19 protein-coding genes and 2 pseudogenes are annotated in these 26,062 nt (G+C 72.9%); 14 read left to right on the top strand and 7 right to left on the bottom strand.

Annotated features, from left to right (window positions below; all coding sequences use genetic code 11):
• Positions 1-6: 6 nt before the first annotated feature.
• Both ACE1OC_RS07915 and ubiG read right to left on the bottom strand, forming a co-directional pair.
• A complete protein-coding gene (locus ACE1OC_RS07915; protein ID WP_407836393.1) occupies positions 7-900 on the bottom strand; it encodes a 1,4-dihydroxy-2-naphthoate polyprenyltransferase in 894 nt (297 codons plus the stop codon).
• Positions 897-1,634 carry a bifunctional 2-polyprenyl-6-hydroxyphenol methylase/3-demethylubiquinol 3-O-methyltransferase UbiG gene (gene ubiG / locus ACE1OC_RS07920; protein ID WP_407836394.1) on the bottom strand — a complete coding sequence of 246 codons (738 nt, stop codon included), beginning with the start codon at positions 1,632-1,634 and terminating at the stop codon, positions 897-899. Before ubiG ends, ACE1OC_RS07915 begins: the two co-directional genes overlap by 4 nt.
• A gap of 244 nt (positions 1,635-1,878) precedes the next feature.
• Between ubiG and ACE1OC_RS07925 the strand changes: the two genes are divergently transcribed.
• A complete protein-coding gene (locus ACE1OC_RS07925) occupies positions 1,879-3,144 on the top strand; it encodes an FAD-binding protein (RefSeq protein ID WP_407836395.1) in 1,266 nt (421 codons plus the stop codon).
• 105 nt (positions 3,145-3,249) lie between these two features.
• Here the strand turns inward: ACE1OC_RS07925 and metG are convergent, their stop codons facing one another.
• Both metG and ACE1OC_RS07935 read right to left on the bottom strand, forming a co-directional pair.
• On the bottom strand, positions 3,250-4,965 hold the full coding sequence (metG, locus tag ACE1OC_RS07930; RefSeq protein WP_407836396.1) for a methionine--tRNA ligase: 1,716 nt from the start codon (positions 4,963-4,965) through the stop codon (positions 3,250-3,252).
• Positions 4,966-5,232: 267 nt separating this feature from the next.
• Positions 5,233-7,407, bottom strand: coding sequence for a hypothetical protein (locus ACE1OC_RS07935; protein WP_407836397.1), 2,175 nt, complete (start codon positions 7,405-7,407; stop codon positions 5,233-5,235).
• Between the two features lie 313 nt (positions 7,408-7,720).
• On the opposite strand from ACE1OC_RS07935, the gene ACE1OC_RS07940 reads away from it, so the two are divergent.
• Together ACE1OC_RS07940 and ACE1OC_RS07945 are read left to right on the top strand one after the other, a co-directional pair.
• On the top strand, positions 7,721-8,248 hold the full coding sequence (locus ACE1OC_RS07940) for an RNA polymerase sigma factor (protein WP_407836398.1): 528 nt from the start codon (positions 7,721-7,723) through the stop codon (positions 8,246-8,248).
• An 824-nt stretch (positions 8,249-9,072) separates the two neighbouring features.
• A pseudogene (locus tag ACE1OC_RS07945) lies at positions 9,073-9,819 on the top strand (IclR family transcriptional regulator domain-containing protein); the annotation flags it as partial.
• 406 nt (positions 9,820-10,225) lie between these two features.
• Here ACE1OC_RS07945 and ACE1OC_RS07950 read toward each other — a convergent pair.
• On the bottom strand, positions 10,226-11,980 hold the full coding sequence (locus ACE1OC_RS07950; protein ID WP_407836399.1) for a serine/threonine-protein kinase: 1,755 nt from the start codon (positions 11,978-11,980) through the stop codon (positions 10,226-10,228).
• Positions 11,981-12,101: 121 nt separating this feature from the next.
• Here ACE1OC_RS07950 and ACE1OC_RS07955 point away from each other — a divergent pair, with 121 nt between their 5' ends.
• The 5 genes and pseudogenes from ACE1OC_RS07955 to ACE1OC_RS07975 all read left to right on the top strand — a co-directional run.
• Entirely contained in the window at positions 12,102-15,329 is a 3,228-nt protein-coding gene (locus ACE1OC_RS07955; RefSeq protein ID WP_407836400.1) for an NACHT domain-containing protein, read from the top strand.
• A gap of 61 nt (positions 15,330-15,390) precedes the next feature.
• Entirely contained in the window at positions 15,391-15,975 is a 585-nt protein-coding gene (locus tag ACE1OC_RS07960; RefSeq protein ID WP_407836401.1) for a TetR/AcrR family transcriptional regulator, read from the top strand.
• 134 nt (positions 15,976-16,109) lie between these two features.
• Positions 16,110-17,285: an agmatine deiminase family protein gene (locus ACE1OC_RS07965; RefSeq protein WP_407836402.1), complete on the top strand. Its 1,176-nt coding sequence runs from the start codon at positions 16,110-16,112 to the stop codon at positions 17,283-17,285.
• A gap of 134 nt (positions 17,286-17,419) precedes the next feature.
• Positions 17,420-17,587, top strand: a complete 168-nt coding sequence (locus tag ACE1OC_RS07970) for an urease subunit gamma (protein ID WP_407836403.1) — start codon at positions 17,420-17,422, stop codon at positions 17,585-17,587.
• Positions 17,588-17,620: 33 nt separating this feature from the next.
• Positions 17,621-17,974: pseudogene (locus ACE1OC_RS07975) on the top strand (urease subunit alpha); the annotation flags it as partial.
• 14 nt (positions 17,975-17,988) lie between these two features.
• Here the strand turns inward: ACE1OC_RS07975 and ACE1OC_RS07980 are convergent.
• Positions 17,989-18,576, bottom strand: coding sequence for a GNAT family N-acetyltransferase (locus ACE1OC_RS07980; protein ID WP_407836404.1), 588 nt, complete (start codon positions 18,574-18,576; stop codon positions 17,989-17,991).
• 5 nt (positions 18,577-18,581) lie between these two features.
• Positions 18,582-19,154 (bottom strand): TetR/AcrR family transcriptional regulator, encoded by a 573-nt coding sequence (locus ACE1OC_RS07985; protein WP_407836405.1) that lies wholly within the window; start codon positions 19,152-19,154, stop codon positions 18,582-18,584.
• Between the two features lie 253 nt (positions 19,155-19,407).
• On the opposite strand from ACE1OC_RS07985, the gene ACE1OC_RS07990 reads away from it, so the two are divergent.
• From ACE1OC_RS07990 to ACE1OC_RS08015, 6 genes are all read left to right on the top strand, one after another.
• Positions 19,408-20,421, top strand: a complete 1,014-nt coding sequence (locus tag ACE1OC_RS07990) for an agmatine deiminase family protein (protein ID WP_407836406.1) — start codon at positions 19,408-19,410, stop codon at positions 20,419-20,421.
• 118 nt (positions 20,422-20,539) lie between these two features.
• Positions 20,540-22,279, top strand: coding sequence for an ABC transporter substrate-binding protein (locus ACE1OC_RS07995; RefSeq protein WP_407836407.1), 1,740 nt, complete (start codon positions 20,540-20,542; stop codon positions 22,277-22,279).
• Complete coding sequence (locus ACE1OC_RS08000; protein ID WP_407836408.1) at positions 22,276-23,235, top strand: ABC transporter permease; 960 nt, start codon at positions 22,276-22,278, stop codon at positions 23,233-23,235. Before ACE1OC_RS07995 ends, ACE1OC_RS08000 begins: the two co-directional genes overlap by 4 nt.
• Positions 23,232-24,086 carry an ABC transporter permease gene (locus ACE1OC_RS08005; RefSeq protein WP_407836409.1) on the top strand — a complete coding sequence of 285 codons (855 nt, stop codon included), beginning with the start codon at positions 23,232-23,234 and terminating at the stop codon, positions 24,084-24,086. The genes ACE1OC_RS08000 and ACE1OC_RS08005 overlap by 4 nt, the downstream gene beginning before the upstream one ends.
• The gene (locus ACE1OC_RS08010; RefSeq protein ID WP_407836410.1) at positions 24,083-25,144 is read left to right on the top strand and encodes an ABC transporter ATP-binding protein; all 1,062 of its coding nucleotides are present in this window, start codon (positions 24,083-24,085) and stop codon (positions 25,142-25,144) included. The genes ACE1OC_RS08005 and ACE1OC_RS08010 overlap by 4 nt, the downstream gene beginning before the upstream one ends.
• Positions 25,141-25,980, top strand: a complete 840-nt coding sequence (locus tag ACE1OC_RS08015; protein ID WP_407836411.1) for an ABC transporter ATP-binding protein — start codon at positions 25,141-25,143, stop codon at positions 25,978-25,980. Before ACE1OC_RS08010 ends, ACE1OC_RS08015 begins: the two co-directional genes overlap by 4 nt.
• Positions 25,981-26,062: the final 82 nt, after the last annotated feature.

Below are 26,062 nucleotides of genomic sequence, written 5' to 3' on the forward strand. Positions count from 1 at the left end.
TGGACGTCACAGGGCCAGACCGATCGCCTGCAGGGACCCGAACGCGAGCAGCAGCAGACAGGTGTGCTCCAGCGCCGGAATCAGCTCGCGGCCGGCCGCTCCGCCCAGCACCCGGCGCATCGGGAGGACGGCGAACGGGACCGCGCCGAGGACGAGGAACGCACCGGGACGGGCCGAGGCGAGGAGCAGCGCGGACACGAAGGCCGCGGCGACGCAGAGGGAGTAGAACCGCCGGGTCGGTCCGGCGCCCATCCGTACCGCGAGGGTGATCTTCCCCGCGGCCGCGTCGGTCGGGATGTCGCGGAGGTTGTTCGTGGTCAGCAGCGCGACCGCGAGGAAGCCGAGGGGTACGGACGCGCCGAGGGCGATCGGGGGCACGTGCCCGAGCTGGACGGCGGCCGGGGCGCACACGAAGACGACGCCGTGGTAGAGGAAGATGCTGGCCTCGCCGAGCCCGCGGTAGCCGTAGGGCCGGGCCCCGCCGGTGTAGAACCAGCCGCCGAGCGCGAGGGACGCGGTCAGCGCCAGCACCCACCACGAGACCAGCACGGCCAGGACCAGCCCGGCCAGGGCGCCCACGGCGTACAGCACCAGTCCGTGCCGGAAGACCTGCCGGGGCGTGGCCCGTCCCGAGCCCACCAGCCGGGCCGGGCCCGCCCGGTGGTCGTCGACGCCCCGGATCCCGTCGCTGTAGTCGTTGAAGAAGTTGGTCCCCAGGACGAAGCCCAGGACGAGCACGGCCGTCAGGGCGGCGTGCCAGCGGTCGACGGTCCCGGCCTCGGTGGCGACGGCCAGGCCCACCGCGAGCGGGGCGAGGGTGACGGGCAGGGTCTTGAGCCGTGCGCCGGCCACCCAGCTCCGCACGGCACCGTGCCGCACGGGCTGTTGCTGAAGGGTCATTTCTTGGATCCCACGCCCAGGTAGAGGACGGACGTGGACTTCGTGCGCACCATGGTCACTTCGTCGATCCGGCCGGCCGCGAAGCGGGCCATCTCGCGCATCCGGGGGCGCAGGCCGAGCAGTTCGAGCTCGACTCCGTTCTCCCGGGCGGCCCGGGTCAGTCGCTCCCGGTTGACGAAGAGCCGGTGGTCGTGGGTGCCGCGGGGCGGCCGGCCGGGGAGGGGGAGGTTCTCGGCGAGGGTGATGGAGACGAGCCGGGCCATCCGGGTATCGGCGATGGTGTCGACGATCAGCGTGCCTCCGGGACGCAGCACCCGGCACGCCTCGGCCACCACGGCGTAGGGATCGGGTACGTGCTCCAGGCACTGCCCGGCGGTGACCACGTCGAACGACTCGTCCTCGAAGGGGAGTCGGGCGACATCGGCCCGGACGACCTCGTCGAACCCGTGCCGCAGCGCCTCGCGGAGCGACATCTCCGACAGGTCGACGCCGACGACCCGGTAGCCCTTGGCCGCCGCGTGCGGGCCGAACAGCCCCCCGCCACAGGCGATGTCGAGCAGGGCGGCCCGCTCGTTCCGCGCGAAGGGAACGAATTCCGCGCGGGCCCGGGCGATCCAGCTCAGTGGTGCGAGCGCCCCCCTGGGATCCCACCACTCGTCGGCGAGCCCGTCGTAATCCGAGATGAAGTCCTGCCGGATTTCCGACCTGTCCTTTTCTCCACTGCGTGTAAGCAAAGCAGTTTACCTCCGCCCGTCAGTCGCACTGCGGTCAGCCTTTCCCCGAAGCCTGACAGGGGCGGATAGAGCCCGCATGGAGCATCCCTAGGGCGGACGGCCCGCGCGCGTCCTGCGGCCTTCCGGAGCGGGGCCGGAGCCGGTTAACCTCCCCTGACTTCTTCAACTCCGGCAACCTGCCTGCCCATTCGACAGGCACCCATGCGGCGCGACCCGGAACGATTTCCGGGAAAGGTGGCACACGATGAGCACATTCGGCACGGATTTCGGGCGGTCCCTCTCCCTCACCCCCGAAAGGGTGGTCCGGGAGGGCGCGGACGGAGAGATCGGCGACCTCATGGCCGAGGCGGCCGCGTCCGGGAAGGACACGGCCGTACGGGGAGCCGGCCGCTCGTGCAATACCCAGACGCTCACGACCGGGACCGTGCTGGACAATTCCCGCGACGACGCGGAGCCCCGCTTCACGGGCGAGGGGCACCTCGTGGAAGTACCGAGCGGAATCACCTGGCTGGCGCTGGAGAAATGGCTGAACGGGCACGGCCGGGCCAACCCCGTCCTGCCCAGCTACCTGAATCTCACGGTGGGCGGAACGCTGTCCATCGGAGGTTTCGGGCACGGTTCCCTGCGGTCGGGACTTCAGATCGACCAGGTGGCGGAGATCGAACTCGTCGACGGAACGGGACGCTCACGCACGTGCTCCCGCGAGGAGAATTCCGAGCTGTTCCGATTCGCCCTGGGCGGCCTGGGACAAGTCGGTTTCATCAGGAACGCCGTGCTCCACACCGTCCCGTACCGGGCGGTCACTCCCGTCTCCAGGATTCCGCACACGGGAATGTCCGATCTCGCGGAATTCATGAAGGGCGTCGCCGCCGATCCCGCGGTTTCCGGCTATTTCGGCATGTACGACCGAGACTCCTGGTATTCGCAGATCGCCCTCGCGGCGGAGGTCGCGGAAGCCGTGGAGGCCGGCGAGCCGGGCACCGTGCTGCCCGCCCCCGACTACTCCCTGCTGCTGCACCAGGAGGTCGACCAGCACCTGCTGCCCGTCCTCCAGGACGCGTCCCACGTGAACCTCTGGGCCGACTACGTCTTCGACGAGGCGGGCTTCGAGGGGATCGCGAAGACCCTGGAGGAACTGACCCGCGAGTCCCCGTTCGCGGACCACCTGATCAGTCTGTACTTCCTGGTCATCGTGCGCCCCGAAGCGGCGACGCCCTTCGTCTTCGCCCCGTCGCTCGACACACCCGTCCAGTACGGGATCGGCGTGTTCACCACCATCGAGAAGTCCGACTACCACGCCGTGGCCGAGACCCGCCGGGTGCTGCGCGAGCTGCTGGCGGCCTGCGCGGAGGCCAAGGGGCGCCCGTACCTGTACGGCTCCCACGAGCTCGACGCCGAGCTGCTGGAGGGGTTCTACGGTGCGGACGCGCTGCGGCGGCTGGAATCCCTGCGCGCGGAGCACGCGCTGACCCGCTTCAACCCGCGGGCGTTCGGCGGCGTACGGCCGTGAGGAACGCGCGCAGGGGCGCGATCCCAATGGATCGCACCCCTGCGTAGGTTGGTGCCCAGGCGCCCAAGGGCCCTGGTGCCCTGGCGCCCGGAGGGCCCCTCCGGCTCAGGCCTCGGGGTTGCCGCCGAAGCGCTCGCGGTAGGACTCCAGGTCGTCCTCGGTGACCCTCGGGAAGAGCACCGCCGGAACCGTGAACGGGGTGCCCGCCGGCACCGCGTCGAGGGACGCGGCCTGCTCCGGGGTGACCCAGGTGGCCGTGTCGTCGGCGAGGTCGAACGCGGAGCGCATGGCGCGCGCGGAGGCCGGGATGAACGGCTCGGAGACCACCGCGTAGAGGTGGATGAGGTTCATCGCGGTGCGCAGGGTGAGCGCAGCGCCCTCCAGGTCGGTCTTGACCTCCGTCCAGGGGGCCTTCTCGTCGAGGTAGGCGTTGCCGGCGGACCACAGGGCGCGCAGCGCGGCCGCGGCCTTGCGGTACTGGAGTGCGTCCATGTGGCCCTCGTACTCGGCCAGCAGTTCGGCGATCTGCGCGCCCAGCTTGGCCTCGGCCTCGCCCGCGGGGCTTCCGGCCGGGACCTCGTCGCCGAACTTCTTGCGGGAGAAGGTCAGGACGCGGTTGACGAAGTTGCCCAGCGTGCCGCCGAGGTCCTTGTTCACCGTGGCGGCGAAGTGCTCCCACGTGAACGAGGAGTCGTCGGACTCGGGGGCGTTGGCGATGAGGAAGTACCGCCAGAAGTCGGCCGGGAGGATCTCCAGCGCCTGGTCGGTGAAGACGCCGCGCTTCTGCGAGGTGGAGAACTTGCCGCCGTAGTACGTCAGCCAGTTGAAGGCCTTGACGTAGTCGACCTTCTTCCAGGGCTCGCGGGTGCCGAGCTCGGTGGCGGGGAACATCACCGTGTGGAACGGGACGTTGTCCTTGGCCATGAACTGGGTGTAGCGGACGTCCTCGGCCTCGTACCACCAGGACTTGTAGTCGCGGTTCGCCGGGTCGGCGTCCGACCACTCCTTGGTGGAGGCGATGTACTCGATCGGGGCGTCGAACCAGACGTAGAACACCTTGCCGTCGGCGGCCAGCTCGGGCCACGTGTCGGCCGGGACCGGGACGCCCCAGTCGAGGTCGCGCGTGATGGCGCGGTCGTGGAGGCCCTCGGTCAGCCACTTGCGGGCGATGGAGGACGCGAGCTGCGGCCACTCCTCCTCGTGCTCCGCGACCCAGGCCTCGACCTCGTGCTGGAGCTTGGACTGGAGGAGGAAGAGGTGCTTGGTCTCGCGGACCTCCAGCTCGGTGGAGCCGGAGATGGCCGAGCGGGGCTCGATCAGGTCCGTGGGGTCCAGGACGCGGGTGCAGTTCTCGCACTGGTCGCCGCGGGCCTTGTCGTAGCCGCAGTGCGGGCAGGTGCCCTCTACGTAGCGGTCCGGCAGGAAGCGGCCGTCGACCGGCGAGTAGACCTGCCGGATCGCGCGCTCCTCGATGAAGCCGTTCTTCTCCAGCTGGCGCGCGAAGTGCTGGGTGATCTCGCGGTTCTCCGCCGAGGAGCTGCGGCCGAAGTAGTCGAAGGACAGCTCGAAGCCGTCGTAGACCGCCTTCTGGGCGTCGTGGGCCTGCGCGCAGAACTCGGCGACCGAGAGACCGGCCGCCTTCGCGGCGAGCTCGGCGGGGGTGCCGTGCTCGTCGGTGGCGCAGATGTAGAGGACGTCGTGGCCGCGCTGGCGGAGGTACCGGGAGTACACATCCGCCGGAAGCATCGACCCGACCATGTTGCCCAGGTGCTTGATCCCGTTGATATAGGGAAGCGCGCTGGTGATCAGGTGTCGAGCCATCCTCGGATGCTCCATTTCATATATGCCGGTACGACGTGACGTGCGGTTCATCGTATCGAACCGCCGAAACGCCACGCCCCGCATTTCTTCGGGGTGGACTGGGGTGCAAAGCACCGCGGAGGTGCAAAGCAAAAGCGAGGACTGTGACCACTCCGTCACGGCCCTCGCGCTGCGGCCATGGTACAGCGGGCCGGGCAGCCCCCGAACCGCCGTCCCCGCCCTTGGGACACCGCCCGCGACAGCCGCGGACGATGCTCCGGCGGACGGTCAGTCGCGGCCGCCCCGGGCGCCGTCGATCGCGGTGATCCGGACCCCGCTCGCGAGTCTGCCCGTCAGGGTGGCCGCGCGGCCCTGCGGACCGGCGACGGGGACGGCCAGGGTCCGGCCGGCGGCCTCCGCTCGGACGGCGCCGTCCGCCGTGATGCCCGCGACCTCGCGGCTGCCGGCCGCCAGCAGGTACCAGCGGCCGGCCGGCGACCTCCACCTGGCGCCCGCGAGCAGGTGCTGTCCGAACCGTCCGCACGCCGCGGTCCCGCGGGACCGCGCCACGTCCTGCGGAGCCCCGGCGGGCAGGCGCAGCTGGACCAGGACGTCACCCGGGCCGGCCCAGCCGGAGGCCCGGGTGCAGGTCCAGACGGCCCGGCCCGCGCCGTCGGGGAGTTCGGAGCCGGCGAAGTCCCAGATGTTGACGGCCCGTACCCCGCCGGCGCGGTACTCCCGCAGCCGGCAGGCGACCGGCGCCCACGCCGCCCGCGCGGCCGGGCCGGTGGCCTCGCGCGGCTGGCGTGCCGCCACCGCGCCCGGACCGTCGGGCAGCGGCGTGTAGGTCAGGTGTACGGGGGTCAGCGCGCCCAGGTCGGCGAGGACGAAGGCGTGCTTCTCCACGATGCGGGCGGAGGAGGTCAGCTCCAGCACGGGCCACGCCGCGCAGGCTCCGCCGGCGTCGCCCGTACGGGGCACCGCGGTCTCCTCGGTGACCCCGTCGGCGGAGACGGCCAGGGGTTTGGTCCCCTCCCCCGTCCGGAGCAGGTCGCGGGTGCCGGCCCGGGCGATCCACGGCGCGAGCAGGTACCGGGCCCGGCCCCCGTCCGTACTGTCGTTCCCGTTCCCGTTCCCGTTCCCGTTCCCGCTCCCCTTCTCCGGGGAGCGGCTCAGGGTCAGTGCGGCGGCGGTGGTCACGTTCGCCTCGTCGGTACGGGCGAAGTCGAGCTCCCGGCCGCGCGGCCCGGCGGTGGCGTCCGCCGATTCGCCGTAGCGGACCACCCGGTCCCCGTCGAGCAGCAGCACGACGGCCCGCCCGGCGACGTCCCCCGCGTACAGCAGCTGCGGCGCGCGCAGCGGAGCGTCGGTGGCCGTCCCCGGCGCGGCCGTCACCGCCACCTCCCGGGGCCGGGCGGACCAGGCCGCCAGGGCGCGGGCGAGCAGGCCCCGGTCTGCGGTGCGGGCGCCGCGCGCGGGCCAGGCGGTGAAGTCGACGCGGGCGGTGTCCGCCCAGGCCTCGGCGGGCACACGGACCAGCCGGTCGGGGTCCAGCGCCCCGGCGGCGGCCGGTCCGGCGAGCGGCGACGCGTCGGGGCGGGGCGCCGACCCGTCGGCCGCGAGGATCCCGGCTGCCAGGGCCAGCGCGACCGCGGCGGTCCAGCCCGCCCGGGTACGGCGCCGCCGGCGCAGCAGGTCGGTGGGGCGGGCACTGACCACGGCGGCATCGAACGCGACGTCGCCCGCCCCCCGCAGGAGCGTTTCCCCACCGGCCTCCCCCGCTCGGGCTCCGGATCCGGCACCGGAGCCGGAGCCCAGGCCGAAACCGGGGCCGGGGCCGGAGCCACGGCCCGGGCCGGCAACGGCCGACACCCCCGTCCACGGCCCGGTGCCCGCCCCCAGGGGTCCGGAGGCTCCGCCCACCCACTCCCTCCAAGCGGCCAGCGCCTCCCGCACGGCGTCCGCCGGGTCGGCGACCCCCGCCGCACCGAGGAGCCGGGCCACCGCCTCCTCGGGCAGTCCGTCCATGCCGTGCAGGACGAACGCCGCCCGGACCGGCCCCGGCGCCGCACCCAGCACCCGGGCCGGCTCGTCGATCCCGCCCGCCGGGGGCCACAGCCGCAGCCCCCAGACGAAGGGCAGCACGGGCGGCCACCCGAGCCCGGCCGCGGCGAGCCGGGCCCGGCCGGACGGAGCGAGGCTCGCGCGCAGGACCCGTACGCGCACCTGGGCCAGGGGCCCGCCCGGCCCGTCGGGACCGGCCGGGGCCGCCTGTGCACTGCCGAGCCCGCCGCGCGGGAGGGCCCGTTGGACCGCCTTGTGCGCGAGGAGGACCCGGGTATGGCGGCCGAGCGTGACCGGGAGCGTCACGTAGGCGAGCCGTACCAGTTGGGGGTAGTGCTCGACGAGGACGGCCTCGGCCTGCTCCACGGCGGTGGAGCCGAATCGCTGTGTTGTGCCCACTCTCCGACAAACGAGTGAATCTTGGGATGGTCACACGCCGTGCTCTCCGGCCGGGCGCGAAACGGACGCACAGGAGAACGGCATATGCGTTTGCACTGGTTGGGCGCGCGTGCGATCGACATCGATCAACACGTGATCATCACCGAACGTAATTCTTCCAGCTTTCGTCTCTGCGCCCTCCGAGTGCGCCCGCGCTGATTTCCTTGCCCCGCACACGGGATGGGGTGGAGCGGTGAGCGATGGCAGCGGTCTTCCGGAGGAGTCCGGTGGCGGGGCCGTGGGTCTGCCGAGCCGGCGACGGCGGCCGGCGCCCATGAGCCAGTGGAACGCGACGGCGCGCCTGTCGTACTGGGCCTTCCACGCCGACCGGCGCCCGGCCTACATGCGGTTCGCGTACCTGCAACTGGGCTCGGACGCGGCGGCCGAGGAAGCGGTCGACGCCGCCTTCGACTCGATCATGTGCGAATGGCTGCGGATGCTGCACATGGACCGGCTCGACGCCTACGCGTGGACCGTCCTCAAACAGCGGCTGATCGACCGCCAGTTCCGCCGCAGCCCCTGGCCGGAGCCGATGGACACCAGTGCCTTCGAGGCAGCGCTCAAGGAGGCCCGCGCGGGGGCCGACCAGTACGAGGTGCTCACCGACACCATCCGCTTCTACTCCGCCGTCTCCCGGCTCGCCGAACGGCAGCGCGACGCCGTGCTCCTGCGGTACGGGCTCCAGTGCACCCCCGGCGAAGCCGCCGCGATCATGGGTGTGGACGAGGCCACGGTCCGCTCGCAGCTCGGCCAGGCCCAGCGGCGGCTCGCCCGCCTGCTCGACACCTCGGCCGAGTCATGAACCGCAACACGAGCCGCGGAATCCGTCGCGAGGACGGCGGACTCCCGCGCTCCCTGGAGCAGTTCCTGGCCCGGGCGAGCGTGCGCGACCGCTATCCGCACTACGACCTGGGCGCGGCGGAGGCCCGGCTGCTGCGGCGCGGCGCCGACTCCACCGCCGCCGGGTCGAAGCCGCTCCCCGCTCCGGCCCCCAAGCGCGGCGGAACCCACGCCCGGCGCCGCACGCTGGGCTGGAGCGACCCCCTGCGCGACCTGCCGCTGGACTCCGAGCGGGCCGGACGCGACCTCAAGGCCGCCTGTCTGGCCTCCGTGTGCGCCACGGGGGCCCGGGAGCGGCTCGACGCCTTCGAGAGCGGCGGCCACGCCGACCTGCCCGGCGCCGTGATCTTCGGCTGTCTGCTGCACCTGGCCGGACTGCGCGAAGGGGCCCGGTTCTGGTGGCAGTTCGCCGCCGGGTCCGGGCGCAGCCGGACCGCGCACGCCGCGTACTGCCTCTTCCTCGACCACTCCCGGCGCGGCGAGCACCACGACGCCCGGGTCTGGGCCCGGGAGCTGGGCCAGCGGCGCTTCCGGCCGAGCGGGCGCCGGGAGCTGCGCGAGGTACGGCTGTGCGCGCAGGCGCACGTCCTGCGCTACGTCGACCAGCTCGACGACCCCGACCTGGGCCCGGTGCCGCTGCCGAGGCCCGGGGTGTCCCGGGCGCTGGACGCGTTCCGGCCGCCGGCCGCTCCGGGCGCCCCGGCGCGGCCGCCCCGGCCGGGGGCGGGCCGGCTGGGTTCGGGCCCGCTGCGCCACCCCGCGCTGACGGCCGCGGCCCGCGGGACCGTGGTCCAGCCCGGCGGGGGCGAGGCCCTGGCGGCCGCCCGGCGCGCCCTGGCCGTCGTACGGGTCCTGCAGCGGCGGCCGCTCGGCGTACGGGCCGGGCGGCTCGGGCGGGAGGCCGGCCTGGCCGAGGCGGAGCTCGGGCCGCTGCTGTCGATGCTCTGCGAGGAGCAGTACGCGTACCGCTCCGGCGTCGGGGTCTACGCCCCGGGGCCGGCCCTCGACCGGCTCGCGGCCCCGGGCGGCCGGGGCCTGGCGGGCCAGTTGCAGCGCACGCTGGCCCTGGCGCGGGACAGCGCTGGCGCGGCCGTGTACCTGAGCCGGTACGCGGAGGGGGAGGTCCGGATCACCCAGATGGCGGACGGGCCCGGCGCCCCGCCGGTACGGGAGTGGGTGGACTTCCGGGACGCCGCGCACGCCAGTGCGGTGGGCAAGTGCCTGCTGAGCCAGCTCGACCACGACGGCCGCGCCGACCACGTGGCCCGGCACCGGCCCGCCCGGCTCACCGAGCGGACCATCACCGACAGCCGGGCCCTGTTCAGCGCGCTCGACGCGGTGGCCCCGGGGGGCCCCGTCTTCGACCTGCGCGAGTACGCCCCCGGCGTGGTGTGCGCGGCGGTCCCCCTGGCGCTCGGCGACGCGGCGGGCAGCCTCGCCCTGTCGCTGCCCGGCGGGCACGCGCACCGGCTGGGCCGGGCCACCGAGGCGCTCCGGCTGAAGGCGGTTCCGGTGCTCCTGGCGCTGCTGCTGGCGGGGGCGATCCCGCCGGACGGCACGGAGGGTGCGGGCGGCGCGGAGGAGGAGGCGGAGGACACCGGGTCCGACGGTCCGGAGCTCCGGCCGGAGCCGGAACCGCAGCCGATGCCCGTGCCGGTCACGGCGGAGACCCTGCGCCAGCTGCGCAGGGTCTTCCGGACCCCGCTCACACGGGCCACCGGCGGGGCGGAGGGGCCGCACCTGGTCAGCGACAGCGCCTCGGAGGCGGCGTACCTCTTCGACGCCCCGCAGGGCGACGGAGCCCCGGGCCTGGCGCTCCCGCGCACCTACGCCCCGCTGGTCCCGGGCAGCCTGCGGACGGCCGGCGGGCAGGACGGGCTGGTGGTGCTGCGCACCTGACCGGGGAGGGCCCCGGGGTGGCGGGATCGGCGGGGAGGGGTCAGGGGGTGACGGAACCGGGTGCGCCGGGGACGAAGGTGGCCACGGCGGTGTCGAAGTGCCGCTTGGCCGCGGCGAGTTCGTCCACCGGGGCGGAGACCCAGATGTCGTACATCCGGCCGTTCTGGTCCCAGCAGAGGTCGTAGGTGTGCCGGGGCCCCTCGGCCGGGTCGAAGCCGTTCCAGGTGAACTCCCACAGCGCCGCCGGAAGTTCGTGGTGGGTCGTGGGGACGACCGTGCCGCCGCGGTAACCGGGGTTGGTGTCCGGGCCCTTGGCGTGGGCCTGCCGCATCACGCCGAGCGGACCGCCGGGCACCGGCATCTTCACCCGGATCCCGACGCGGAAGGCCCCGTCCGGGGAGACGTAGAAGACCCGCTGGTCGTCGGTGGCCCGCTGGTAGCCCTCGGGCACGGCGATGGCGAAGCCCTGCGGGTCGGCGAAGGTCCGGTACCCGGAGGGCGGCCCGCCGGGGGCCACACTCACCGGAGTCGGGGTGGAACCACCCCCGCTCGGAGTCACGGACGGGCTCACGGAGCCGCCGGGCGCCGGCGGCGCGCTCGATGTCCCCCGCCCCTCCTCCGCCACTGCGAACAGCGAGCGCAGCGGGTCGGCGCCCACCACCACCCCGCCCGCCACCAGAGCGACGACGACCGCGACCACCCCGAGGCCGAGGCCCCGCCGGGTGGCGAGCCGCTGCCCGGCCGTCGGGCGCGGAGCCACGGCCGGGGCCGTCGACCCCTCGGGCTCCGGCGTGGGCGTGGATCCGGCGGCGGGGGCGGAGCCGTCCGCGGCCACGGACGAGGGCGTCCCGCCGGCGGGTACGGGCACCCGGTCCGCGGGTACGGGTACACGGTCGGCGGGAAGAGGCCCACGGCCCGCGGCCTCGGGTCCGCCGACTGGCACGGTCATCCGTTCGGCCCGGCCGACCGGGCTGCCGCCCGCCAGGTACGCCGACAACAGCCGGTCCGCCTCGGCCGCCGCCATCCTCCGCTCCGGGTCGCGTTCCAGCAGACCCCGGATGACCGGCAGGAGCGGCCCGGCCTGGACGGGCGGCCGGATCTCCCCGGACACGACGGCGTGCAGGACGCCGCCCAGCGAATCGCGGCGGAAGGGGGATTCCCCGGTCAGCGCGGTGCACATGAGCGTGCCGAGCGACCACAGGTCGGCGGCCGGCCCGGCCTCGGCTCCCTGCATCCGCTCGGGAGCGGTGTACTCGGGCGAGCCGACGAAGGCGCCCGTCTCGCTGATGGTGGTGGCCCCGGAGAACCGGGCGATGCCGAAGTCGGTGAGCACCACCCGGCCGGTCCCCGCCTCCATGAGGACGTTGGCCGGCTTCACGTCCCGGTGGAGCACCCCCCGGCCGTGCGCCGCGGTCAGGGCGCCGAGCAGGGCGAGTGCGGTCCTCGCGGTCTCGACCGGAGTGAGGGTCTTCCCGGCGGAGATCAGGTCGGCGAGCGAACCACCGTCGACCAGTTCCATGACGATGCAGGGACGGCCGTCGTGTTCGACGACGTCGTGGACCACGACGACATGGGGGTGGCGCACGTGCGCCACGGCCCGCGCCTCGCGCAGCGCCCCCGCGGCCACACCGTCCCCGTCGCCTTCGCCCACGTGCAGTTCCTTGACGGCGACCGGACGCCCGAGCAGTTCGTCGGTGGCCCGCCACACGGTGCCCATCCCGCCCCGGCCCAGCCGGTCTTCCAGGCGGTACCGTCCGGCCACCACGACGCTGCCGCGCGCCTCGTCCTGTGCCACCGCGATCCCCCTCTGCCGTTCCCCGGGCCATGATGCCGTAGCCCGCTCTCCCGGCGGTCCGAGCCCGGCGCACTCTAGAATCGCGTCGCGCGGCACCGGCACAGCTCTACGGGGGGCACACGTGGAACCCACAGCCATCGGGCTCAAGTTGGCGACGGCCGTGATCGGCCCGCTCGTCAGGAAGTTCTTCGTCGCCGACGCCCCCGGGGCGGGGCTGGTCGACAAGCCGGTCCGGCTCTCCGGGTACGTCTCGTTCAAGGGCGAGAAGCGCACCCTCACCGAGTCCGACGTACGCACCCTGGCCGCCACCCTCGTCCGGCAGGCCCTGAGCACGGGCGAACGCCGGATCCCGGCGGACGAGGAGAACGCCGTCACCGACGCCCTCGCCGCGACCCTGCACGCCCTCGGCGACCTCACGATCACGGACGTCGACGCCGTCCGCCTCGGCCCGGAGGCCTTCGCCCGCGAACTGCGCCGCGCGGCCGACCGCCCGGAGCGCCACCTCTCCGCCGATGCCACGCACTTCTACGAGGCCCTGCTCGGCGTCGCCTCCCTGCACATCCTGGAGTTCTTCACCCAGCGCAAGACCTTCACGGCGCACGCGCTGGTCGGCCAGACCCGGGCGGTCCACGAACTGGCGGCGAAGGCGGACGAGTTGATCCGCCGCACCCCGCTCCCCGACGCGGCGGACGCGGCGTTCGAGGCGACGTACCTCCCCTACGTGGCGAAGAAGCACTCCAAGCTCACCATCTACGGCATCGACCTGAGCAACTCACCGACGCGCTGGCCGCTGGACGTGGCGTACCTCAGCCTGGAGGCGGCGCCGCTGGGGCGATCGGAGATCTCCTGGGACGCCTACGAGACCGCGGAGGATTTCCTCGCGGTGCAGCGGGCCCGGGAACCCCAGCCCGCGGACCAGGCACTGGCCCGCGCCCACCGCGTCTTCCTGCGGGGCGAGGCCGGTTCGGGCAAGACGACGCTCGTCCAGTGGCTGGCCGTCACCGCAGCGCAGCAGGACCGCCCGGACCGGCCCGCGTACCTCCACGGCCGGATCCCCTTCGTGCTCCCGCTCCGCACCCTCACCCGCCACGGGGAGCGCCTGCCGGCCCCCAAGGACTTCCTCGCCGCCATCGGCTGCCCCCTCGCCGGCTCCCAGCCCGCCGGATGGGAGCACCGGGTGCTCACTGCCGGTCGGGGGCTGGTCCTGGTGGACGGCATCGACGAGGTGCCGGAAGCGGAGCGGGAGCGGACCCGCCACTGGTTGCGGGACCTCATCGACACGTACGACGCCACCGGCAACCGCTGGCTGGTCACCTCGCGCCCGTCGGCCGTCGGCCAGAACTGGCTCACCGCGGAAGGCTTCGGCGAACTGGCGTTGTCCGCCATGGGGCGCTCCGACACCGCCACCTTCATCGAGCGCTGGCACGCGGCCGCCCGCGACGGCTCCGAATCCGCAGCCGAAGCAGCCGAACTCGACGCGTACGAGGCACAGCTCCTCACCGCAGTCGGAGCCAAGGCCGACCTCGGCAGGCTGGCCACCAACCCCCTGATGTGCGGCCTGATCTGCGCGCTCCACCGCGACCGGCGGGGCTATCTCCCGCACGGGCGGAAGGACTTGTACGAAGCCGCGCTGTCCATGCTGATCAGCCGTCGCGACCGCGAGCGGGACATGAACGTCCCCGACCTCCGGGAAGAGCCGCAGCTCGAACTCCTCCAGCGGCTCGCGTACTGGCTGATCAAGAACGGCCGTACGGAGATGGACCGTTCCCAGGCCGAGGCCATCATCGGCCGGGCCCTGCCGGCCGTTCCGGAGGCGGCGGCGCTGGGTGACGCACCGGCCGTCTTCGACCACTTCCTCCAGCGCAGCGGCCTGCTCCGCGAACCGACCCCGGGAACGGTGGACTTCGTCCACCGCACCTTCCAGGACTTCCTGGGCGCGCGGGCGGCGGTGGAGGAGGGCGATTTCGGGCTGCTCGCGGCGCACGCCGCGGACGACCAGTGGGAGGACGTCATCCGCATGGCGGTCGCCCTGGCCCGGCCGCGCGAGCGGGTGACCCTCTTCCAGGACATGCTGACCCTCGGCGACGGCACCGAGGAGGAACGCATCCGCTTCCGCGTCTACCTCCTCGCCGCGGCCTGCCTGGAGCACGCCACGACGCTGGAGCCGGCCGTCCGCGCGGCGGTGGAGGAACGCACCGCCAGACTGATCCCGCCGAACGACGAGGAAGAAGCCCGCGCACTGGGGCAAGTGGGTCCCCTGATCCTGGACCTGCTCCCCGGCCCGGAGGCCGTCGGTTCGGCGGACGCGGCGCGCCAGGTGGTCATCGCGGCCTCCCACGTCGCGTCCGACGCCGCGATTCCGTTCCTGGCACGGTACGCCGCCGAACGGGGTTCGCCACTGGCGATCCGGAGTCAGCTCGTGTGGGCCTGGTCGCGCTTCGATACCGCGCGGTACGCGGAGGAGATCATCTCGCGGCTGAACCCGGAGGGCCTGGATTTCACCGTCACTTCCGATGAGCAGGTGCACCTCCTGGAGCGGCTGGGGGTGTCCGTGGAATCCCTGGACCTCAGGAGCGACCCCTCGTGGGAGGTGCTCGCCTCATACCTCTCCCGGCACGCACTGACGAGCTTGCAGCTCCAAGATCGCGACCTGCCTCACCTGTCGTTCCTGGCCGGCCAGACGCGGCTCGAAACGTTCACCGCCCTCCAGTGCAGCCCGGTCTCCGATCTCTCCCCGCTCGCCGGGCTCCCCCTCCGGAACCTGTTCATCGACCTCACCACGGGCGTGGACCTCAGTCCGTTGTGGCAGCTGCCCCACCTCTGCAGCCTCGCGGTGTCCGCCGTGGAGCTCGAGAGCTGGACGCCGGCCGATTTCCCTCCGCACGCTCCCCTCGAGCACCTCCAGATGTTCAGCCACTTCCCTCACGAGTTCTCGCTCAAGGGAATCAGCCGCTTCCCCCTGCTCAGATCCCTCGGATTCTCCGGCTCGGCCACGGCCGAGGACTGGCAGGAGTTCTCCTCCCTGCGGGAACTCTCCCGGCTCAGCCTGGAGGCGGATTCGTTCGACGTCCTTCCGTCCGGCACCGTCCTGGCGGAGCTCACCCATCTCGACGTGAGCGGCATCGACGACGCACTCACCGCACAGAAGATCATCGACGTATTGCCCCGCACCTTCCCCCGCCTCACCGAGTGCGCGTTCTGGGGAAAGGTGGCTCTGGCAGGCACCGTCGACGTCTCCCCACTGGCAGGTGCCCACGCCTTGGAGGAGTTCCGCATCAGCGTGTCTTCGGCCCAGCTGGACGGTCTCGCCACGCTGCCCTCCCGGATCTTGGTCCACAGCGACTTCTGACCGGACATTCGGTCACCCTGTCCGCGCGAGCGCCCGGAGCCGCCCGGTAAGGTGTCGGACCGTGGCTGATCGTCGAACGGCAATCATGGAAGGCGCCGCGCGGGTCATCGCCCGGCGCGGCGTCCGCGGCCTGCGCGTGGAGGAGCTCGCCGCCGAGGCGGGCGTGTCCACGGCCTTGATCTACTACCACTTCAAGGACCGCGCGGGGATCCTCCGCGCCACCCTGGAGTTCATCAACGACCGCGCCGGCCGGTACACCACGGAGCGGGACCCCGCCGATCCGCCGCTCGACGCCCTGGGCGAGCTGGAGCAGACGCTCCTGCTGGAGTTCCAGGACGATCCCGCGGTACGGGAGAACAGCACGGCCTGGGGAGAGCTGCGCGCCAGCGCGGTGTTCGACCCCGACCTGCGGGAAGACCTCGCCGGCGCCACCCGCGTGTGGATCCAGGAAGTGGGCGAGCTGCTCGGGCAGGCCCGCCCCATGGCCCCGGCCGCCGCTCTGTCCGGTGCCGCCGAGCGGCTGACCGCCCTGGTGGAGGGGCTGAGCTCGCGCTGGCTCAGCGGCAGCCTGCCCCTCGCGCACGCCCGCGAGCTGATGGTGTCGTCCATCGCCGCCGAGCTGGACCGCCTCGCCCGCACCGCCTGAGCCGCAGGCTTCGTACGACGCTCCCCCCATCGGCGGGGGTCGCGCACACCTCGCGCCTTGACTGAATTTTCAGTCAGTGACAGAGTCCGGCCATGGCCGCTCTCGGCACCCCCACCTGCTCCGGAGGCTCACCCATGCACGAATCCCCCGACGACAGCCGCTCGCTCCTCGGCCGGCTCCTCGGCTCCGCCCCCTCCCGCAGGCGCGTGCTCGGGGCCGCCGGACTCGGAGCGGCGGGGGTCGCGCTCGGTACCGCGGCCGCCGCGGCGCCGGGGGCGCTCCGGGCGCCGAGCGCGGCGGTGCAGCGCTGGCGGGTGGACCTCGACGACGTTCCCCACGCCCGCACCTGGATGTCCTGGCCTTCGCGCTCCTCCATCTGGGGCGGCCGCGCGCTGGCCGGGGTCCAGGAGGACATCGCGTTGATCGCGAAGACGATCGCGCGCTACGAGCCCGTCACGATGTGCGCGCCGGACTCGTACACCGCCTCCACCGCCCGCTCCTGGTGCGGCCCGGGCGTGACCGTGACCACCGCCGTCGGCACCGACGACCTCTGGATGCGCGACATCGCACCGGTCTTCCGCCGGGACGGCCGCGGCGGGCTCGACGCGATCGGCCTGAACTTCAACGGCTGGGGCAACAAGCAGGCCCACTCCTACGACCGCCACGTCGCGGAGAGCGTCGCGTACGAGGCCCATCTCCCCTTCAGCAAGACGGACTTCGTCGGCGAGGGCGGGTCGATCGAGACCGATGGCGACGGGACCGTGATGGCCACGGAGAGCAGCCTCGTCAACAAGAACCGCAACCCGGGCTGGAGCCGGGCCGAGGTCGAGGAGGCCGTTCTGCACGCGTACGGCGCCGACAAGATGATCTGGGTGCCGGGCATCAAGGGCAAGGACATCACCGACGACCACATCGACGTGACCTCGCGGTTCATCCGACCCGGAGTGGTCATGGTCCAGGTGCCGCCTGCGGGCCGCGACGACATCTGGGCGCGCGATGCCCGGGAGCAGTTCTCGATCCTCTCCGCGGCCACGGACGCCCGGGGCCGGCGGCTGACCGTCATCGAGGTCGACGGCCCCGACACCACGCGCTCGAAGAACCCCGAGTTCGTCGACTCGTACATGAACTTCCACGTGGTCAACGGGGCCGTCATCACCGCCCAGTTCGGGGACGCCGCGAAGGACGCGGCGGCGAAGCGGGCCCTGGCGGCCGCCTTCCCGGGCCGGACCGTGGTGCAGCTCGACGTCGACCGGCTGATGGCCGGGGGCGGCGGCATCCACTGCTCCACGATGGCCGAACCGCGCCCGTAGGGCCGCCGCTGCCGGTGCCGTCCGTGCCCGCGGCACCGGCACGTGCCCGCCGCACCGGCGGCGCCGGCACGTGCCGGCGGGACCGGCAGCACAGCGGGGACGGCGCCAGCCCTTCCCTTCACAGATGAGGCCGCATGCGACTGACGCCGACCGAGCGGGACCGGCTGCTGATGTTCATGGCGGCGGAACTGGCCCCCGCCCGCCGCGCGCGAGGCCGCCCTGACCAAGGCCCGGGCCACGGGGTACCTCACCGCATACGAGGACGCGGCGCCCGACGGGGCGCAGCACCGGGCCCAGGCTAAGGCCGCCGCCGTCCGCGACACCTGCGACATCGTCTGAAGGGCGGCTTCCCGGCGTACGGGGTCACCGGCGACCCGAACGCGTCGACCGATCGCTGCGAACCGCTGGTCCTGGGACCGCAGTTCGGCGCCTACGGGGCCACCGCGGCCGACATATCCGTGGCGTTCGCCGCGGAAGCGGCCGTCCGGAACGGGGACGTGATGCCCACCCGGCGCCGCCGCGTGGCGGTCCGCGGGACCCGGGGCATCGGGCCGAAGCACATGCTCCGCAACAGCCGTACCGGCACCGTCGACGTCCATCCCGGCACGGGCCTGGTGTCGCCCGACGGGGAGCCGCTGGTCTCCGAGCCGGCCGACTCCATCTCGCTCGGCAGGCTCTACTTCCTCTAGGGGGTCTCCCCGGGCTAGGGCGCGTCCCCCGGGGCGTGCGGGCGGAGGTCCAGCATGCAGAACACCTTGTCGTAGCGGCGTTCGCCGACGGCGACGAAACGGGGCAGCCGCCCGTACTCGGTGAAGCCCAGGGAGGCGTAGAGCCGCAGGGCCCGGGTGTTGTCGCCCCGCGCATCCAGCGTGAGGACTTCGATCCCGGCCCTGCGGGCGTCCTCGAGGAGCGCGGCGGTCAGCGCCCGGCCGAGCCCGAGTCCGTGGGCCCCTGGCGCGACGGCGAGCTTCTCCAGGTCCGCGTGCGGCCGGTGGGTGGGGCGGGCGTAGCGCTGCCAGTACCCGAGCCCGACGAGCCGGTCTCCCAGATAGGCCCCGCGCAGGGCCGCGTCCCCGGTCCGTACGGCGGCCACGACCCCGTCGAGGAGCTGCGCCACCTCGTCCTGCCCGGGCGGGTCGACCCAGCCCAGCGCTGCGCCCCCGGCGACGAGCTCGGCCAGGATCCGGTGCGCCGCACCGGCGAACCGGGCAGCCCGTTCCGGGTCGGACCCCAGCTCCAGGGCGCCCACGATCACCGCTTCGGCGGCCGCGCCGCCCGTCTCCCGATCCATGACCGCTATGCGCCCAGTTCCCCGTCGATCGCGTCGGCGAGGAGCCGGCGGGCGTGCTCCAGGGGCAGCGAGCCGCTCAGCCACCGGACGCTGAGTCCTTCGAGGAGGGCCGTGAGGCGCTCGGCGGCGGCCGCGTGCTCGGGGGCCGTGCCGGTGGGGCGGGCCTGGGCGAGGAGGTAGGAGATCTCGTGGACCCAGCTGTGCGTGGCCTTGGCCACGTCTTCGCGCAGGTCGGCGTCGAATACCGCGCTGGCCCTCAGCTCGCCCCAGGCGGTGCTGTTCTCCCGCACCTCGGGGGTTTCCTGGAGTTCAAGGAGCAGGGTCCGCTTGAGCTCGTCGCGAGGGCTCTCCGGATCGTCCGAGCCGTCCTCGCGCTCGGCCGTGTAGCGGTCGGCGCGGTCGCTGATGAACTCCAGCGTGCGGCGCAGGATCCCGGCGCGGTCGGTGAAGTGGTAGTAGATCAGCGAGGTGGACACGCCCGCTTCGGCGGCGAGCTCCCCCACCCGGAGCCCGCGCACGCCGCGTCGCGCGATCACTCGCGTGGCGGCTCTGAGTATTTCCGTTCGACGGTCTGACACGAAGGGTCACTCTACCCGTCGAGTCCGTCACCTGGGGCTTTTCCTGACCGTAACATCAGGCACCCGTTTCCGGCGGTAACGCCGTGATCATGCCGTTTCAGGGGCCCCTCCACAGCCTTTCACGCCGTGTCCGACACGCGGTGTGACCGATTCCGCATCAGCTTGGCCAGAACCATTGACTGAATTTTCAGTTCGGTGGAGGATGCGGGCACCCCTTACAAACACTGACTGAATTTTCAAACAGGAGTGGATCATGACGAGTTTCCGCATGCCGGCCGAGTGGACGGACCACGAGGGCTGTCTGATGGCGTGGCCGACCCGGCAGGAGCTGTGGGGCGACGTCTTCGACGAGGTCAAGGTCGAGTACGCCCAGGTCGCCGCCGCGATCGCCGAGTTCGAGCCCGTCACGATGGTTGCTCTGCCCGGCAAGGGCGACGAGGCCCGCGCGCTGTGCGGTGAGGGCGTCGAGGTGATCGAGCTCCCGATCGACGACTCCTGGTTCCGGGATTCCGGTCCGATCTTCGTGCTCGGAGAGGACGGCCGGCGGGCGGGCGTGGACTTCCGCTTCAACGCCTGGGGCGGCAAGCACTTCCCTTACGACACCGACGACAAGATCGCCGGGGCCCTACTGGCGCACCTGGGCGTGGACCGCGTGGACTCGCGGATGATCCTCGAAGGCGGCGCGATCACGGTCGACGGCGAGGGCACCCTGATCACCACCGAGCAGTGCCTGCTGCACCCGAACCGCAACCCGGACATGACCAAGGAGCAGATCGAGGCCGAGCTGATCGCCCGCCTCGGTGTCACCAAGGTGATCTGGCTGCCGTACGGCGGTCTGCTGGACACCGAGACCGACGGGCACGTGGACGGCGTCTGCGCCTTCGTCGCCCCCGCCACGGTCGTCGTCCAGCTCCCGAGCGACCCGGCGCACCCCGACTACGAGCGCATGCGCGTCAACCGCGCCGTGCTGGAGGGGGCCACCGACGCCGCCGGCCGCCCCTTCACGATCATCGACCTGCCGCAGAGCAACCTCGTCGAGGTCGACGGCCGGGAGACCGAGGTCGGCTACCTGAACTTCTACGTCGCCAACGGCGGGGTCGTGGTCCCGATCGCCGGCACCTCCGAAGACGAGGGCGCGCTCGCCGTCATCGCGTCCGCGCTGCCCGGCCGCAAGGTCGTCGGAGTCCGCTCGCGCGTGATCGCGTACGGCGGCGGCGGCGTGCACTGCATCACCCAGCAGATCCCCTCGGCCGGCCGCGCCGTCTGACCGGCTCGCCCCCTTCGCCGTGCCCGGGCCGGCGGCCCGCACCCGGGCTCCGAGCCCCTCCCCGCTCCGCTCGCCGCCTGCCCGTACCTCCCCGCCCCGCATGGAAGAGAGAGCACCGATGCCCAGATCCCTTCCCTGGTCCAGAGCCGCCAGGTCCGCCGGCCCCGCCGCCACCAGCCCCGCCGCCACCGGTGGCGGTGCCACCGCCCGTGGCTCCGCCGCCCGACGCTCCACCGCCCGCCGGTACGCGCTGCCCGTCGCCGCGCTGACCGTCCTCGGCCTGGTCGCCGCCTGTTCCGGCCCGCCGAAGGGCGACGGGAGCACGAAGGACGCGGCCTTCAAGCTGTCCGCCGGCACCCCCGCCGCCGCGGGCGAGATCGACTCCTTCACCTGGGCCGTGTACGCGGAGCCGCCGACGCTGGACTACATATCGGCCTTCGACTACCCGGCGAACACGATCCTGTCGAACGTCTGCGAGAGCCTGATGCGGTGGACCCCGCAGCTCACCATGGCTCCGGGACTGGCCGAGAAGGCCACCAACCCCAATGACCTGACGTGGGTCTACGACCTGCGCCCGGGCGTGCGGTTCCACGACGGCGGCACGATGAGCGCCGACGACGTGGTCTACAGCCTGGGACGCCAGATGGACCCGGAGAACGGGGCCGCCTGGAACAGCAACTTCTCCAACGTCGAGACCGTCACCAAGACCGGCCCGCTCCAGGTGACCGTCAAGCTGAAGCAGCCCGACTCGCAGTTCCCCCAGTACATGGCGACCGCCGCCGGCGTCGTGGCCTCCAAGGCCGGGGTGGAGAAGGCGGGCGAGGACTACGGCACCACCGGCAGCCTGGACTGCACCGGCCCGTTCAAGCTCGGCGCCTGGAACAAGGGCCAGTCGATCGAGCTCCAGCGCTTCGACGGCTACTGGGGCACCAAGGCCAAGTCCGGCAAGGCCGTCTTCACCTTCCTCACCGACCCCAACGCCCGGACGAACGCCCTGCTGACCGGCGGAGCCGACGGCGGCTACCTGATCCCCACCGAGAGCTACGACCGGCTGCGCGCGAGCGGCGCCGGCACCCTCTACTTCGGCGAGGGCCTCAGCACCGTCAACGTCAACGTCACGAGCATGAAGGGCGCGCTCGGCGACGTCCGCGTCCGCCGGGCCCTGTCCCTGGCCCTGGACCGCCGCGGCTTCGTCAAGGCCGGCCTGGGCGGCGCCGGCACCGTCACCAGCTCGCTCACCACCAAGGCGATCTGGGCCGGCGCCCCCGATGCCGTCCGCGCGTCCGCCTTCGACACCCTGCCGTCCCCCGACCAGAACGTCGAGGCGGCCAAGCGGATGATCGAGGAGGCCGGCGCCACCGGCAAGACGCTGACCGTGGCGACCAGTTCCATCGGCCAGGACGTCTCGGTGCTGGCCACCGCGATCCAGGACGCCGGCACCAAGATCGGTCTGAAGATCGAGCTGAAGACCATCGCCCCGAACGCCTTCACCGCGCTGTTCACCGACCCGGCGGCGCGCGAGGGCATCGACATGTTCCCGGAGACGTACTACGACTCCATCACCGACCCGATGGACCTGCTGAGCAACTTCCAGACCGGGGCCTACCAGAACTACGCCGGCTACAGCGACGAGTCCTACGACGCGCTGGCCGACAAGGCCCGGGCCGAGTCCGATCCGGCCAAGCGCTTCTCGGCGGCCGCCGAACTCCAGAAGAAGGCCTCCGACCAGGTCCTGTGGATCCCGGTCGCCGAATGGCCCACCGCCGTCTTCCTGAACAAGCGCATCACCGGCGCCCCCACCACCATCTCCTACCTGTACTCCCCGTGGGCCGCGGACATCGGGGCGGCCGCGCGATGAGTTTCCTGCGCTTCGCCGTACGGCGGCTGGCCGAAATGGCCGCCACCCTGCTCGGCGCCTCCTTCGTGATCTTCGGCGCGCTGTACCTGGCTCCGGGCAATCCGGCGAGCTTCCTCCTGGGCGGCCGCTCGGCCTCCCCGGAGGCACTGCAGGCGATCAACGAGCACTACCACCTGGACGACCCCTTCGCCGTCCGGTACCTGAACTGGCTCGGCCAGGTGGTGCAGGGCGACTTCGGCCGCTCGATCACGTACCGCACGGACGTGTCGCGGCTGCTCGCGGACCGGCTGCCCAACACCCTGATGCTGATCTCGATGGCGCTCGTACTGGTCCTCGTGTTCGGGCTGCTCCTGGGCTGGATCGGCGCCGTCCGCGGCGGGAAGGCCGACTCCGCGATCCTGGTGACGACCACCGTCGCCATCGGCACCCCGTCGTTCGTGGCGGCGGTGCTGCTGCAGGGCCTGTTCGCCGTGAAGCTGGGCTGGTTCCCCACCGGCGGGGCCGGCGACGGTTTCGGGCAGATGCTATGGCACCTGACCCTGCCCGCCATCGCCCTGGCGCTCTACCTGATCGGCATGCTCGCCCGGGTCACCCGGGCCGCGATGCTCCAAGTCCTCGGCCAGGAGCACGTCACCGCCGCCCGGAGCCGCGGCGTGTCCGCGAGCCAGGTCATCCGTCGGCACGTCTTCCGCAACGCGCTGGGCACCGTGCTCACCACCGGCGGGCTCATCGTCTCCACCCTGCTGGTCTGCACCGTCCTGGTGGAGTCCGCCTTCAGCGTGGGCGGCATCGGCCAGCTCCTCGAACTCTCCACCACCACCAAGGACTTCCCCACCGTGCAGGCCATCTCCCTCATCATGGTCGCGCTGTTCATGACGGTGAACCTCGTCGTCGACCTGCTCCATCCGCTGATCGATCCCCGGGTCACCCTCGGCCCCGCGAAGAAGGCCCCGTGAGCTCCGTCCTGGTGCGCCGGCCGGGCCTCGCCCGGCTCCGGACCTCCCGCGCCCCCCTCTCCCTGTTCTGTACGGGCTTCGTCGCCGTCGTCGTCCTCGTCGCGGTGCTCGCCCCCTGGATCGCGCCCTACGATCCCAACTCCGTCGACCTGGCCAACGCCCTCGCGGGCCCCTCGGCCGAGCACCTCCTGGGCGTCGACGCCTCCGGGCGCGACACCTTCTCCCGGCTGGTCCTGGGCGCCCGTACCTCGCTCCTCGGCCCGCTCGGCGTCGTCGCCTTCTCCACCGTGGCCGGCGTGGCGATCGGCACCGCCGCCGCCTGGCGGGGCGGCTGGCTGGATTCGCTGCTCTCCCGCAGCACCGAGCTGGTCTTCGCCTTCCCCGGCATGCTGCTGGCCATCCTGATCGTCTCGGTCTACGGCGAGGGCCTGCTCGCCCCCGTCATCGCACTGGCCATCGCCTACCTGCCGTACGTCAGCCGGCTGACCCGCTCCCTCGTGCTCGCCGAGCGCGCCCGCCCGTACGTGGAGGCGTACCGCGTGCAAGGACACTCGGGGGCGCAGATCTGCCTGCGCCACGTGGTCCCCTCCGTCATGCCCGTCGTCCTCGCGCAGTCCGCGATCAACTTCGGCTACGCCCTGATCGACCTGGCCGGCCTCGCCTTCCTCGGGCTGGGCGTACCGGCCCTGACCCCCGACTGGGGCCGCATGGTCTTCGACGGCAACGCCGCCATCCAGGCCGGCTATCCGCTCTCCGCGATCGTGCCGTGCGTGGCGATCGTGCTGACCGTGGTCGCCTTCAACGTCGTCGGCGAGGCCTGGGCCGACAAGGTAGCCCGGAGGGCGCGATGACTCTGATGAACACCCTTGAGATCGAGGGCCTGCGGCTGCACCTGCCGGGGGCCGTCCGGCCCGTCCTGGACGGCGTCGGGCTCACCGTCGGCCCCCGGGAGACCGTGGCCCTGGTCGGCGAGTCCGGCTCGGGCAAGAGCCTGACCTCGCGCAGCGTGCTGCGGCTGCTGCCCGAAGGAGCCCGCACGGAGGGCGAGGTGCGGGTGGCCGGGGACGACGTGCTCACCATGTCACCGGGCCGGCTGCGGGTGCTGCGCACCAGCACGGCGGCGATGATCTTCCAGGACCCCCGGGCCGCGGTGAATCCGATGCGCCGCGTCGGGGACTTCCTCACCGAGAGCCTGCGGCTGAACGCCAAGGCGACCAAGGCGGTCGCCGAGGACCGGGCCGTGGCCATGCTGGAGGCCGTCGGCCTCACGGCGGGCGCACTGCGCAAGTACCCCGGACAGCTGTCCGGCGGCATGCTGCAGCGGGTCGTGATCGCGGCCGCGCTGATGGGCGATCCGGCCCTGATCCTCGCCGACGAACCCACCACGGCACTGGACGTCACCACCCAGGCCGAGGTGATCGGCCTCCTCGGGGAGCTGCGCGACCGCTTCGGAACGGGGCTGTTGTTCGTCACGCACGACCTCGGCCTCGCCGCCGCGATCAGCGACCGGGTGTACGTGATGTACGCGGGCCGGATCGTGGAAACGGGCCCGGCGGCCGAGCTGTTCGCCCGCCCCCGCCACCCGTACACGGCGGCGCTGCTGAACTCCACCCCCCGCCTGGACGCGCCCCGCGGGCGGCTCGCCGCGATCGAGGGCCGGCCGCCGAGCCTGCGCGAGGAGCTGAGCGGATGCCCGTTCGCCGCGCGCTGCGTGCTCGCGACCGACGTGTGCACGAGGGAGGCACCGGCCCTGCTCCCGGTCGCCGGGAATCCCGGCCGGCTCGCCTCCTGCCACCACGGCGAGCTGATCGCCGAGCAGGAACGCGAACGGGAACGCGAACGGGAACGGGACCAGGACCGGGCGGGGACCCCGCAAACAGGGGCACAGCGGAAGGAACTCCACCCATGACGACCGCCACCGGCACGAGCGCCGCCGCCACGGCGGGCACGACGAAGACCGTCCTGGAGGTCCTGGGCCTGCACCGGACCTACGGGAGCGTCCGGGCCGTGGACGACGTGTCGTTCCGGCTGGCCGAGGGCGGCTCCCTGGGCATCGTCGGCGAGTCCGGTTCGGGCAAGACGACCACGGTCCGCATCGTGGTGGGGCTGGAACACGCGGACGAGGGGCAGGTGTTGATCCAGGGCCGCGACCGCGGCGACCACGCGCGCGACAAGGCGCGCCGGCTCGCGCGGGCCCGCGAGGTCCAAATGGTCTTCCAGGACCCCTTCTTGTCCCTGGACCCGCGCACCACGGTGGGCGCGGCCCTGCGGGAGACCCTCGCCCTGCACTTCCCCGGCGCCGACCACGCGCGCCGGATCACCGAACTGCTCGACCAGGTCGGCCTCGGCTCCCGCGAGGCGGACGCGCTGCCCCGGCAGCTGTCGGGAGGGCAGCGCCAGCGCGTGGCGATCGCCCGCGCGCTGGCGGTCGAGCCGGCCGTCCTCGTCCTCGACGAAGCGGTGGCCGCCCTGGACGTCTCGGTGCAGGCGCAGATCCTGAACCTGCTCTTCGACATCCGCGAACAGACCGGCATCGGCTACCTGTTCATCACCCATGACCTCGGCGTCGTGCGCTGCGTCACCGATGACGTGATCGTCATGCGGAGCGGCCGGATCGTCGAGTCGGGTCCGACCCAACAGGTGCTCGCCGACCCCCAACACCCTTACACGCGCCTGCTCCTGGAGTCCGTGCCCCGACCGGGGTGGGACCCGCGGAGCATCGCCGCCGCGCGCCGCGCCCTGTGAGGGGGGCCGCGGGTGCGTCGGCGCCCGCGGCCCATCGGTTCACCCGTTCACCCGTTCCACGCAATTCGCGCATCCACGCTTG

Origin of the sequence: Streptomyces stoeckheimensis (genome assembly GCF_045822005.1) — a bacterium.
Lineage (GTDB): Bacteria > Actinomycetota > Actinomycetes > Streptomycetales > Streptomycetaceae > Streptomyces > Streptomyces stoeckheimensis.